The sequence below is a fragment of the Catellatospora paridis genome (genome assembly GCF_009720365.1).
GTDB lineage: Bacteria > Actinomycetota > Actinomycetes > Mycobacteriales > Micromonosporaceae > Catellatospora > Catellatospora paridis.
The window spans coordinates 100548-113182 of record NZ_WBZD01000020.1 but is presented as its reverse complement, the minus strand read 5'-3'; the positions used below and the strand labels follow the sequence as shown (position 1 = coordinate 113182).

Sequence of the window (12635 nt, the reverse complement as noted above, 5' to 3'; positions counted from 1 at the left end):
GATCATGAGGGACAACTGAGTGATCATGCTGTCCCCCGCGTCCCTCATGATCGGGAAGAGCGGCTGAAACACTTGCGCGCTGCCGCTGCGCGCTGATGTTTCAGCAAGCTCACCTAGTTAACAAAACATAGTAATATGCGTATAGGTGTATGTGATTTATCCGTGCCGCATCCGTGCCACATCGAGGGGCACGCAACGGGGAATGGCGGTGAGTCGGGGTGCGGACCGTCGCAAGGATGCAGGTCAGAGGCTTGCCTGGTGGGGCGCTATCCCTCGCTCAGTCCTGGCAGTGTGGGGGTCAGGGGTTCGAGTCCCCTCGGCTCCACCGGAGAGGCAAACGCCCAGGTCATTGACCTGGGCGTTTCGCTTTGTTCAGCCGGGATGTGCGGCCGGACGCCTACGGCCCAGGGTCGACGCGGGGACGGGTGGCCATCGTCCTGATGCGGTCGGCGTGACGCTGCGCGGCTCGCTCCGACAGCGACGCGAGCCGGAGCAGGAACACGGATGCGGTCCGGGGCTCGGCCGGCACTCCGAGGGCGGTGACCAGCTCGCGCCGCGCTGTGCGGCCACGCGCCTTCGGGTCGACCCGGTAGGCGATCACCGGTGTGAAGTAGGTGCCGCCGCGGCCGTTGGGTGCCTTGACGACCGGCACCGCGATCACGTCCGCGCGGGGGACGTGCCGCGTGCTCAGCATGCCGCGTATCACGAGGACGTCCCGCTCGGCGGTGACGCCGCTCCGCGCCGCCCGTATGGCGAGCGTCGAGCCGGCCGTGGCGCAGGCCACCGCCGCGGCCGCGGCTGCCAGGACGGTGAGCGTCGAATCCGGCGCGATCCGGGTGATCTGGATGAAGCAGCCCAGCGCGCCGGCCGTCCCCATCGCCAGCATGGCCGCCGCCATGGCGGCGTTCTGCCACCGGCTGCGGACCGTCGGTTCGGGCATGTGCTCACGGTACGAGTGCCGGCGTGATCCGTGGGGGCGCGAGGTGTTCGGCGGGCGGGGTGGAGCCGTGGCGGCGGTTTCGGGCTGCGGCCGCCACGGCCCCGGTGCGGGTGTCAGTGCGAGATGGTCAGGTTCACCCGCGACACGATGCTCTTCACCGCGCCCCGCCCGGCGAGGCAGTTGATGAGGTCGACCCCGGAGCCGACGAACACCTGGTTGACGTTGCTGCCGAGGAAGAGCCCGGCGGTGACGGTGCCGGTGAAGGTCACCACGAGGCTCGAACCCGACAGCGACGCGGTGCGGATGGCGTTGACCGTGGTGGTCTGGCCGGTGTTCCAGGTGATCGTGAAGTTCACGGTCAGCGTGCCGAGCACCATGGTGCAGTCGTCGAGCATGGTGATCGTCTTGGTCTCGAACCCGGAGACCAGGTTGGGCCAGCGCGGGGCGCGGCAGGGCTTGTAGTTCGTGGTGCGCGACACCACGGTGGGCTGGTTCACCAGCGTGAGCGGCGGGGTGAACGTGATGGTGTTGGTGCTGCTCGGCGAGGTGCACTGCACGTCGAGCACCGCCGCGTTCGCCGGCGCGGCGGCGATCAGGGTGCCGCCGAGCACCAGTAGGGCGGTGAGTGCGACACGGACGAGTCGGACCACCAGGGGCCTCCGATCTAGGGGACGGGTACGGTCGCCGATAGTCACGCTTCGACGACCACCGATACACTAAGCGTGGCCATAGATCGATAGACTGTCAGATATCGATATGAGATGATGGCTTGAAACAATCTATTAACATCGATATATTGAACGCTTCGGGCGCAGCTCGCAGGCTCGCCGGTGGGGCCGAGCGCACCGTGGCGCCGCATCCGGAGGTGATCCGGGTGCGGCGCCACGGGTGTGCGCCGGGTGTGGCTCAGCGCGCGGCGAGCAGTTCGAGCACGCGCACCGCCGAGGTGCCCAGCCCCGACGGCAGCGGCAGGAGCGCGGGAGCGTGCGCGGACATGCCGGGGCTGCGCCGCGACATGCTGGCGGCGGAATACCGCACGCACTCCTCGTGCCAGCGCAGGATGCCCGACATCCAGTCCTTGAGCTGGTCGGCGTACCCGGTCAGCCGCCGCCGGACCGGTTCGTCCAGCCCCAGCTGGTCGCACATGGCGGGCAGCTCGACCGACACGATGTGCTCGAACTGCCGCATGCGCTCGCCCATCAGCCGTGCGACCAGGTCACGTGCGGCATACCGGTCGCAGCCGAGGAATCGTTCCAGCACGAACACCAGATTGTGGATCTCGTCCTCGTACTCGATCTCCTTCTGGTAGGAGAACAGGTCGTTGGTGAAGCACGCGTAGTCCTGCGCGGCGTGCTCCAGCTGCTGCATCACCCGGTGCTCGTACACCTCGTCGGGCACCTGCCCGGCGTGGGCCAGCCGGCACAGGCTCATCGTCATGTCGGAGCCGAACGTGGCCCGGCGCATCTCCACGTAGTCCACGGGATCGGGCACCCGGTTCTGGATCTGGTTGGCCAGCTCCCATACCCAGGAGGCGGTCATGTCCTCGACCGCCTTGCGGAAGCGGGCCCGCGAGGTGGGCGCCATCGGCCCCGCGGTGCGCTGCCACAGGTCGGCCAGGCCGCGTTCCAGCGGCGTCACCGGCGGCGGCGCCGGCTCGCCGTCCAGCGGCATGAACAGTGACAGCCGGGCGTTGCCGGCCTTCGCGCCGAGGAAGTCCCGGGCCCGGCCGTACTGCACCGGGAACAGGTCGTCGCCGTAGGTGCCCCACGCCAGCCAGTTCGCGGAGATCTCCAGCTGTTCCGCGGTGGCGTCGGCGTGGATCATCGCGGCGCAGAAGGCGAGGTCGAACCCGTCCAGCGACGGCTCGTCCCACAGCCCGTGCACCCCGCTGCCGGGCACGGGCTCGAAGAAGCCCATGTCGCGGCTCCACGAAACGGTCTGCCGCCGGGCCTGCGCGAGGTGCGGGCTGGTGCGCGGGCGGTAGGGCATGTGCAGCGGGGGCACCGGCAGGTGGCCAGGCTGCCGGCCGAGCGGCAGGTGGGCGTACTGCCCGAACAGCGTCGGCAGGCCCGGGGCCAGCACCGCGGCGGGTCCCTCGGCCCGCGGTGTGATCTTCGTGTACCGGCTGGACCGGGCGTGCCACTCGTGCCCGCCCGACTGCCAGTCCTGCAGCCCTTTCGCGTACAGCGCCACCGCCAGCTGCTCCGGCGGGGTGGCCGCGTGCTCGGCGTACAGCACCGGCAGTTCGGTCAGCGCGGTGTGCTCGAACTGGTGCAGCCGCGACGTGAGCAGCTCGCCGACCAGGTCGCCGGCCCGCTGGGTGGGCACGTCGAGGAACTTCTCCAGCACCAGCACCGCGTTGGAGTTCTCGCCCTCCTCGGCCACCTCCCGCTGGTACGAGAACAGGTCGTTGCGCAGGTGCACGGCGTCGGCGAAGGTGTCCCGCAGCACCTGCAGCGGCCGCAGCCCGGCCAGCCGGTCGGGCACCTCGGCCCCGCAGGCGTACTCGACGAGGTTCGCCGACCAGGGCGCGCCGCCGACCCGCCGCCGCATCTCGATGTACTCGATCGGGTTGGCGATGCGGTGCCGGTTGATGTTGTCCAGCTCCCACATCGACTCGACCATCAGGTTGTGCGTGCTGGCGACGAAGCGCTGCCGCCAGCCGTCGGACATGTGCGGGATGGTGCGCGCCCACAGGTCGGCCAGTCCCGCCTCGGCCGGGTTGCCGGGTTCCGGGGGAGTCTGACCCGGCTCGGTCATGAACAGTTCCAGCCGGTCCAGGTACTCCTGCGCCCCGGCGAGGTCGCGGTCGTACTTGAACGACTCGAGGAAGTGGTCGTCGAAGAAGAAGACCCAGACGTACCAGTCGGTGACCAGGTCCAGCGCTGTCTCGTCGCAGTCGGGATGGGTGTACGCGCACATCAGCGCGTAGTCGTGCTTGCTCAGTTTCTCCAGGTCCCACACCGGTTCGCCGGACGGGCCCGGGGCGTCGAGCATCCCCATCTGCTTGGCCCAGGCGGTCGAGTGGTCCCGGGCGTGCTGCTCGTGCGGGTTCAGCCGCGCCGGGTGGGGCAGGTAGAAGTCGGGCAGGACAAACGCTTGCATCACCGTCTCCTGACGTTTCCTGGCGATGACGTGCAGGTTCTTGCCGCGGCTGTGGATGACTGTATAGCGGTATTGCCTGTTTGAGTAGATTGCGGTTTTTGGCCGGGTCAGCTAGGAAGATCAGGCTGAGCTAGCGTGCGGCTGTGGACAGACACCTCGCCTTCGGGCATCTGCGCAACTTCCGTGATCTGGGCGGCTACCGGGGATTCGAGGGCCGCACCGTGCGCTGGGGGCGGCTCTACCGGTCCGACGCGCTGTCCAAGATGGATGACGCGGACTGGGCCCGGTTCCGCGAGCTGGGCGTCAAGACCGTGATCGACCTGCGGTACCCGTTCGAGATCGCCCGTCACGGGCGGGTGCGCGAGCACGACGGGCTGGCGTACCACAACCTCAGCGTGGAGCACCGGCCGTACCGGCAGGCGGAGCTGGGGCCGGAGGTGGCGACCGGGCCGTTCCTCGCGGGCAAGTACGCCGAGGTCGCGCAGGACGGGGTGGTCGAGCTGCGGCAGGCGCTCGACGTGATCGTCGCGGCCGAGAACGCGCCCGTGGTGTTCCACTGCGCCTCCGGCAAGGACCGCACCGGCCTGCTCGCCGCCCTGGTGCTGACCCTGCTCGACGTGCCCGACGAGGTCATCGTCGAGGACTTCGCGCTCACCGAACTGGCCACGGCGGGCCTGGTCGCGGACATCACCGCGCTGATGGGCGTCGCGCCCACCTGGCCCGGCTACGGCCGCGCGCCCGGCGAGGTGATGACCCTGTTCCTCGCCTGGGCCGAGGAGAACCACGGCTCTCTGCGCGGCTACGCCGAGAAGCAGCTCGGCATCGACGACGCCTACGTCGCCCGCCTCCGCGCCACCTTGCTCGAACCCTGACCGGGACCGCCGGCCCCGGCCCTGTGCGGTTTCGGCAGGGCCGGGGGGACGGGCCAGGTCAGGGGGTCAGCAGGGTGCGGACCTGGTCGGGGCCGACGGCGAGGAGCAGGGTGGGCAGGCGCGGGCCGGTGTCGCGGCCTACCAGCAGGTGGTAGAGCAGGGCGAAGAACTCGCGCTGGGCGACCTTGAGCTCGGGCGTCGGCTTGACGTCCATGGGCAGGCCCAGGCGGGTCTTGGGGACGCCGTAGAGCAGGGTGGTCAGGCCCTCCAGGGACCAGTGGTCGTCCAGGCCCGCCAGCAGCAGCCGCAGGGACTCGCGCTGGTCGTCGTCGAGCTTGGCCAGCAGGGTGGTGTCGGGCTCGGGCAGGACGCGGGTGCGCTGCTCCGCCGGGACCTGGGTGGTGATCCAGTGCTGGGCGCGGTCCAGGCGCGGTCGGGTCTCGTCGAGCGAGGCCACCGGGTCGGCCGGGTCCAGGTCGCGCAGGATGCGCAGGGTCTGCTCCGGGTCGCCGGTGGTGATGTCCACGATCGAGGCCAGCGTGCGGTACGGCAGCGGGTGCGGCGTCACCGGCAGCAGGCCCGCGGCGGTGCCGACGGCGCGGCTGTGCGCGGCGGTGTCGGCGGCGTTCGCGGTGCCCTCGGCCACCTTGCGGCCCAGGGTGTCCCACTCGTCGTAGAGGCGCTGGATCTCCTGGTCGAAGGCGACCTTGAACGCCTGGTTCGGACGGCGGCGCGCGTAGAGCCAGCGCAGCAGCGGCGGCTCCATGATCTCCAGCGCGTCGGCAGGGGTCGGCACGCCGCCCTTCGAACTGCTCATCTTCGCCATGCCGGAGATGCCGACGAAGGCGTACATCGGGCCGATCGGCTGCTGCGCGCCGAACACCTCGCCGACGATCTGCCCGCCGACCTGGAACGACGAGCCGGGGGAGGAGTGGTCCACGCCCGAGGGCTCGAACACCACGCCCTCGTACGCCCAGCGCATCGGCCAGTCGACCTTCCACACCAGCTTGCCGCGGTGGTGCTCGGACAGCAGCACCGTCTCGGTGTGCCCGCACTGGCAGGTGTAGGTCAGCTCGGTCGACTCGTCGTCGTAGGCCACCACGGTGGTCAGGTCGCGCTCGCAGACCGAGCAGTACGGCTTGTAGGGGTAGTAGCCCGCCGCGCCCGTGCCGTCGTCCTCGGCGGCCGCGCCGGAGCCCTCCGCGGCCTCCTGCGCCGCGGCGGCCTCGTCCTCGTCGAGCTTGCCCTGCTGCGGTGCGCCCGCACCGGTGCGCCCCTTCGTGCGGTAACGGTCCAGCACCGCGTCGATCTTGGCGCGCTCGCGCATGGCCAGCAGGATCTGCTCCTGGTACGCCCCCGAGGTGTACATCTGCGTCTGGCTGATGCCGCGGTGCTCCACGCCCAGCTGCGCCAGAGACTCGGTCATCGAGGCCTTGAAGTGCTCGGCCCAGTTCGGGTACGCGCTGCCGGCCGGGGCCGGCACCGAGGTCAGCGGCTTGCCGATGTGCTCGGCCCAGGACTCGTCGATGCCGGCCGGCACCTTGCGGAAGCGGTCGTAATCGTCCCAGCTGATGATGTGCACGACCTCGTGCCCGCGGCGCCGGACCTCGTCGGCGACCAGGTGCGGGGTCATCACCTCGCGCAGGTTGCCCAGGTGGATCGGGCCCGACGGGCTCAGGCCGGACGCGCAGACGATCGGTTTGCCCGGAGCGCGACGCTCTGCCTCGGCGATGACCTCGTCAGCGAAGCGGGAGACCCAGTCGGCCTCCGGGGTTGCGGCCACGATCGGCACGTCCTTCCATGAGAAGCGAGATGGTGCCATTCTCCCGGATCGGTCGAGCGCGTTTCGCGACGCCCCTACCCACCGTGATCCGCCGCCCGCCCCACGTACCTCCACGCCCGCGGCACGTGCTCAAGATCACCGGACTTGCCCGGCACCTGTGCGTGTCTTGACCACCCATTCGCCCACCTGCCAGGCAAGTCGACCGATCTCGGCGCGCGGCGCGCGGCGCGCGGCGCGCAGTGCGCCCGCGGGTGGTGGGGGCGGCGGGGTGGGTCAGTTCACGAGGGCGTGGGCGGGCAGGACGACGGAGGCGGCGATGCCGCGGTCGCCGACGGGCTCCAGCTCGACGCGCATCTCGTGGCGCTGGGCGAGGCGGCTGACCACCTCGATGCCCATCTGCCGGCACATCGCGGCGGTCACCGGGCTCGGGTGGGCCAGCCGGTGGTTCAGCTCGCGCAGGCGCTCGGCGCCGATGCCGATGCCGCGATCCTCGATCAGCAGCACCGCCCGGTCGGCCACCCGGCGCGCCTCGACCAGCACCGTGCTGTCCGGCGGGGAGAACGCGGCCGCGTTGTCGAACAGCTCCGCCAGCAGGTGCACCAGGTCGTTCACGGCCGGGGCGACCACCACCAGGCCGTCGTCGATCACACCGAACTCGATCCGGCGGAAGTCCTCGACCTCGGAGCGCGCCCCGTGCAGCACGTCGACCAGGGACACCGGCTCGCGGCGGATCCGGGCCGACTCGCCGCCGGCCAGCACCAGCAGGCTCTCGTCGTTGCGCCGCATGCGGATGGCGAGGAAGTCGAGTTCGAAGACGTCCTTCATGCGGTCCGCGTCCGGCTCTTCGACCTGCTCCATCCGGTCCAGGCAGCTGATCAGCCGGTCGACCATCGCCTGCGAGCGCCGCGACAGGTGGAACAGCATGTTGATGGTCTCTTCCTCCCCCGCAGAGGGGTCGGCTGAACTCACCATGATGACCACCTCCTGTGACCCGGGGTTACGGCAATCACATATATCAGCACGGCGCGTGCTTGGCGAGACTCAATCATGTTTCGCACGGGCCCCTACAGGCGGGGGACGCACCTCGTTCGGACGGGGCGGAATCGGCCTTCCGGTCGACAAAGGCGTCACGGGCGACGAGGCTGGTGACATGGTTGCCGTGCCCGACCGTCAGCGTGTGCGCGCCGTGCTCCTCGACGGCGACGACCTGATCCTGTTCGAACGGACCCGCCCCGGCGTGCCGCGGCGCTACTGGGCGACACCCGGCGGCGGCGTGGACAAGCACGACGCCAACCTGCTCGCCGCGCTGTACCGGGAGCTCGACGAGGAACTGCGGGCGGTGGTCACCGCGCCGGTGCCGCTGACCTTCGTCGACGCGCAGCGCGAGGACGGCCTCTGGCAGCGCCAGCACCTCTTCGCGTGCCGCCTGGTCTCGATGGACGTCGCGAACCGCTACGGCGAGGAGTTCGGCGACCCGGCCAAGGGCACGTACGACGTGGTGCGGGTGCCGTTCACGGCGGAGGCGATCGGGGACCTGAACATGCAGCCCGAGGGCGTCGCGGCGTACCTGCGGGCGGCGATCGACCAGGTGTGGCAGGCCGCGCAGGACGGCCGGGCGAGTTACAGCGTGGCCTTCGCGTCCGGGACGCCGGCGCAGGCACTGCGGCAGTCGCTGCACGAGGCGTACGGGCTGGACCCGGCGGACGTCTTCACCGGCACCGCCGAGGACCTGATGGGCGCGGCCGACGTGCGCGCGACCGTCTGGATCAACCCCGACGCCGGTGACCCGGCGTACGGCTGCGAACTCAGCGCCGGGGACTCGCTGGCCCGCGCCACCGGGGTCAGCGAGCTCGAACTCGCCACCCGCCTGTGCCGCCTCACCGCCACCACGGCCCTGGTCGCCGACACCCCCCTGCACAGCTGGCTCGTCTCCGCCGACGGCGACTACCACCACTCCCACGCCCTCCGCCCCTAAGGAGGGGCACCGTCGGCTCGCGTCAGGTGGTGATGCGCTGCGGGCCTGCGTACACGTTCATGGTCTGGCCCCGCAGGAAGCCGACCAGGGTCATGCCCGCCTCGGCGGCGAGGTCGACGGCGAGCGTGCTGGGCGCGGACACGGCCGCCATCACGCTGATGCCGGCCATCCAGGCCTTCTGGGTCAGCTCGAAGCTGGCCCGGCCGGACAGCAGCAACACGTGCCCGGCCAGCGGCAGCCGTCCGGCCTGCAGCTGAGCGCCGATGAGCTTGTCGACCGCGTTGTGCCGGCCGACGTCTTCGCGTACCGCGATCAGCTCGCCCGCCGGCGTGAACAGGCCCGCCGCATGCAGCCCGCCGGTGCGCTCGAAAGTGCGCTGGGCGGCCCGCAGCCGGTCCGGCAGCAGGGTCAGGGTCCGGGCGTCGACGGTGACCGGGTCGGCCGCCACGTCGTGCGGGGAGCGGGTGCGGATGGCGTCGATGCTGGCCTTGCCGCATACGCCGCACGAGGAGGTGGTGTAGAAGTTGCGCTCGGTCCCGGCGGCCGGCGGCGGCACGTGGTCGGCGAGCACGACGTCGACGACGTTGTAGGTGTTCGCCGGGGCCGCAGGTTCGGCATCCTCGCCCGCGGCGGATTCGCCGAGCATGCGCCCCGCCGTCCGCAGTCCGGCGGCGACCGCCTGGCCCGCCGCAGCTCCCGCCCGGCCGATGTTGAGAAGGTGCCCTTCCTCCACATGTTCCGACGTGCTGAGCTCCTGCTCGTCCCGCTGACGCGAGCCGACGATGCCCTTCCTTTCGCCTGAGCCGGCGCAGAGCTGGGCGGTGAGGATGTCAGCGGGAGCGGTGATGACGCCTTCGGTGAGGAGGAAGCCGAGGGCGAGGTCCAGCTCGTCGCCGGGGGTGCGCATGGTGACGGCGAGCGGCGGGCGGGGGCCGTGGCGGTGGCCGACGCGGATCTCCAGGGGCTCCTCGGCGGCCAGGGTGTCCTGGCGGCGCACGGTGGACGGCCCGCCCAGGTCGATGCGGGTCACCTGCCTGCGGTCGCTGGCCCGGCCCATCAGACGGGCTGCAGCCGGACGATGATCTGCTTCGAGGTCGGCGTGTTCGACCCGGTCGCGGTGGAGTCCAGCGGCACCAGCACGTTCGCCTCGGGGAAGTAGGTGGCGGCGCAGCCGCGCACGGTCGGGTATCCGATGACGCGGAAACTCGGCGCGCGCCGCTCGCCATCGGCCCACTCGGAGATCAGATCGACGGTCGACCCGTCGGCGATGCCGAGTTCGGCCAGGTCGTCGGGGTTGACGAAGACCACCCGCCGGCCCGCCTTGACGCCGCGGTAACGGTCGTCGAGGCCGTAGATGGTGGTGTTGTACTGGTCGTGGCTGCGCAGCGTCTGCAGCAGCAGGCGGCCCGCGGGCACGGTCAGCACCTCGAGCGGGCTGACGGTGAACCGCGCCCTGCCGTCCGGGGTCGGGAAACTGCGGCTGTCGCGGGGCGGGTGCGGCAGGGTGAACCCGGCCTTGGTGCGCACCTTCGCCTCGAAGTCGTCGAAGCCGGGCACGGTCTGCCCGATCAGCGCCCGGATCGCGCGGTAGTCCTGCGCGTACGACTCCCACGGGATCGTCGAGTCCGGCAGCACGGCGCGGGCCAGCCCGCACACGATGGCGACCTCGGAGCGCAGCAGCGGCGAGGCCGGGTCGAGGTGGCCCTGCGAGGCGTGCACGTTCGACATCGAGTCCTCGACGGTGACGAACTGGTCCCCGGCGGTCTGGGCGTCGCGCTCGGTGCGGCCCAGGCAGGGCAGGATCAGCACGGTCTGCTCATCGGCGGTGACCACGTGCGAGCGGTTGAGCTTGGTCGACACGTGCGCGGTGAGCGTGCAGCGGCGCAGCGCGGCCTCGGTGACGTCGGTGTCGGGGCTGGCCGCGGCGAAATTGCCGCCGACCGCCACGAACACCTTCGCGTGGCCGTCGCGCATGGCCCGGATCGCCTCGACCGTGTCATGCCCGCGCCGGGTCGGCATGGTCAGGCCCAGCCGGTCGCCCAGCCGGCCGAGCCAGGTCGGCGGCTCGTGCCAGATGCCCATGGTCCGGTCGCCCTGCACGTTGGAGTGCCCGCGCACCGGGCACAGGCCCGCGCCGGGCTTGCCGATCATGCCGCGCAGCAGCTGCACGTTGACGACTTCGGAGATCGTCGCGACCGCGTCGCGCCCCTGGGTGAGTCCCATGGCCCAGCAGACCACGGTCGCCTCGGACGCGGCGAACAGGCGCGCCGCTGCCTCGATCTCGTCGGTGCTCAGGCCGGTCGCGCGGGCCACCAGGTCCGCGTCCACCTCCCGCACCGCGGCGGCATAACCTTCGAACCCCGAGGTGTACGCCGTGACGAACGCCTCATCCACCGCGCCCCACTCGACCAGCAGCGCGCCGATGGCCTGGAACAGGGCCAGGTCGCCGCCGACCCGGATCGGCAGGTGCAGGTCGGCCAGCGGGGTGCCGGAGCCGACGAGACCGCCGACCTTCTGCGGGTTCTTGAACCGCATCAGCCCCGCCTCGGGCAGCGGGTTGATCGAGATGATCTTCGCGCCGCGCTGCTTGGCCTTCTCCAGCGCGGCGAGCATGCGCGGGTGGTTGGTGCCCGGATTCTGGCCGACCACCACGATCAGCTTCGCGTCGTGGATGTCGTCGAGGGTGACCGAGCCCTTACCCATGCCGATGGTCGCGCCCAGCGCCACGCCCGAGGACTCGTGGCACATGTTGCTGCAGTCGGGCAGGTTGTTGGTCCCGTACGCCCGCGCGAACAACTGGTACAGGAATGCGGCCTCGTTGGAGGTGCGCCCGGAGGTGTAGAACAGCGCCTGGTCCGGTTCGATCGCCTTGAGGTGCTCGGCGGCCAGCGCGAACGCCTGCGCCCAGGGCAGCGGTGTGAAGTGCGTCGCGCCGGGGTGCTTGACCATCGGGTGGGTGATCCTGCCCTGCTGGCCCAGCCAGTAGTCGCTGCGCCCGACCAGCTCGGCGATCGGGTGTGCGGCGAAGAACTCCGGGGTGACCCGGCGCAGGGTGGCCTCCTCGGCCACGGCCTTGGCGCCGTTCTCGCAGAACTCGGCGGTCGCGCGATGCTTCGGCGCGGGCTCCGGCCAGGCGCAGCCGGGACAGTCGAACCCCTCGGCCTGGTTGACCTTGAGCAGGGTGAGCGCGGTGCGGCGTACGCCCATGTGGTTCATCGCGGCGGCCAGGCCGTGCCGCACGCCGGGCAGCCCCGCCGCCGCGACCTCGGGGCCGCGCACAGTGAGATTCCGGTCACCCACGTCGTCGCGCGGCGGCTTCTTTGCCATGTTCAAACGATCTCACGTCCAGGTTGCATCGCCCAGCCGAGCTCAGGTCTAACCTGAGTCGTTCGCCGGCGCCCCGACCGGCGACGTCCCTCGTGGGGAGGATGATCATGAAGGAATGGATCGCCGGCCTGCTGGCCGTGCTGGGCACCCTGCTCGTCCTGGCCGGAGCCACGGTGACCGTGGTCAAGACGCTCACCCCCGACCCGGCCGGCACCCCGGCCGGCACGGACCCCCTGGGCGGGACCGCCACCACCAACGGCAACAGGTTCTCGCGCTGGCTGCACCGCATCAACGCCGCCGACCGGCTCATCGGCTGGGGCGTGATCCTGCTGGCGCTGGGCGCCGTCGCGGCCGGTGCGATCGAGTTCAACCTCGGCGCGTCGGCCGGCACACGCTGACCGGCCACGTCCACGTGCGACGCTCCGGCGGGCCCCGCACCACCAAGGAGCCCGTCGGAGCGGCCGCTCGGTGTACATCCGGAGCGCAGCGGAGGATGGACGACCGATTAAGGCCGCGGAGCGGGCTCCGCATGACAGAGTTCGGCGCGGCCTGGGCACCCCGTGCTCCGGGGTCGCCTGCGAAGGATTATTCTGCCTCCGAGGTACGCCTCGAATGATCAATCCGGGTGGCGAC

At 71.0% G+C, this 12635-nt stretch carries 10 protein-coding genes; 3 read left to right on the top strand and 7 right to left on the bottom strand.

The features are described 5' to 3' along the window. Window positions 1–397 precede the first annotated feature (397 nt). From F9C41_RS33105 to F9C41_RS33095, 3 genes are all read right to left on the bottom strand, one after another. The gene (locus F9C41_RS33105; protein WP_155390783.1) at window positions 398–940 is read right to left on the bottom strand and encodes a hypothetical protein; all 543 of its coding nucleotides are present in this window, start codon (window positions 938–940) and stop codon (window positions 398–400) included. Between the two features lie 113 nt (window positions 941–1053). After that, the gene (locus F9C41_RS33100) at window positions 1054–1590 is read right to left on the bottom strand and encodes a hypothetical protein (protein WP_155390782.1); all 537 of its coding nucleotides are present in this window, start codon (window positions 1588–1590) and stop codon (window positions 1054–1056) included. A 256-nt stretch (window positions 1591–1846) separates the two neighbouring features. Continuing rightward, window positions 1847–4045 (bottom strand): terpene synthase family protein, encoded by a 2199-nt coding sequence (locus tag F9C41_RS33095; RefSeq protein WP_155390781.1) that lies wholly within the window; start codon window positions 4043–4045, stop codon window positions 1847–1849. A 143-nt stretch (window positions 4046–4188) separates the two neighbouring features. Between F9C41_RS33095 and F9C41_RS33090 the strand changes: the two genes are divergently transcribed. Then, on the top strand, window positions 4189–4917 hold the full coding sequence (locus F9C41_RS33090) for a tyrosine-protein phosphatase (protein ID WP_155390780.1): 729 nt from the start codon (window positions 4189–4191) through the stop codon (window positions 4915–4917). A 58-nt stretch (window positions 4918–4975) separates the two neighbouring features. Here the strand turns inward: F9C41_RS33090 and lysS are convergent, their stop codons facing one another. Together lysS and F9C41_RS33080 are read right to left on the bottom strand one after the other, a co-directional pair. Further along, window positions 4976–6700, bottom strand: coding sequence for a lysine--tRNA ligase (lysS, locus tag F9C41_RS33085; protein ID WP_230690199.1), 1725 nt, complete (start codon window positions 6698–6700; stop codon window positions 4976–4978). A gap of 273 nt (window positions 6701–6973) precedes the next feature. After that, on the bottom strand, window positions 6974–7672 hold the full coding sequence (locus F9C41_RS33080; protein WP_155390778.1) for a sensor histidine kinase: 699 nt from the start codon (window positions 7670–7672) through the stop codon (window positions 6974–6976). A 205-nt stretch (window positions 7673–7877) separates the two neighbouring features. Here F9C41_RS33080 and F9C41_RS33075 point away from each other — a divergent pair, with 205 nt between their 5' ends. Beyond that, entirely contained in the window at window positions 7878–8675 is a 798-nt protein-coding gene (locus tag F9C41_RS33075) for an NUDIX domain-containing protein (protein ID WP_230690198.1), read from the top strand. Window positions 8676–8697: 22 nt separating this feature from the next. Here F9C41_RS33075 and fdhD read toward each other — a convergent pair whose 3' ends face one another. Further along, window positions 8698–9732, bottom strand: a complete 1035-nt coding sequence (gene fdhD, locus F9C41_RS33070) for a formate dehydrogenase accessory sulfurtransferase FdhD (protein WP_155390776.1) — start codon at window positions 9730–9732, stop codon at window positions 8698–8700. Continuing rightward, on the bottom strand, window positions 9732–12002 hold the full coding sequence (locus F9C41_RS33065; RefSeq protein WP_155390775.1) for an FdhF/YdeP family oxidoreductase: 2271 nt from the start codon (window positions 12000–12002) through the stop codon (window positions 9732–9734). Before F9C41_RS33065 ends, fdhD begins: the two co-directional genes overlap by 1 nt. 107 nt (window positions 12003–12109) lie before the next feature. Here F9C41_RS33065 and F9C41_RS33060 point away from each other — a divergent pair, with 107 nt between their 5' ends. Beyond that, a complete protein-coding gene (locus tag F9C41_RS33060) occupies window positions 12110–12400 on the top strand; it encodes a hypothetical protein (protein WP_155390774.1) in 291 nt (96 codons plus the stop codon). The last annotated feature ends 235 nt before the right edge of the window (window positions 12401–12635 follow it).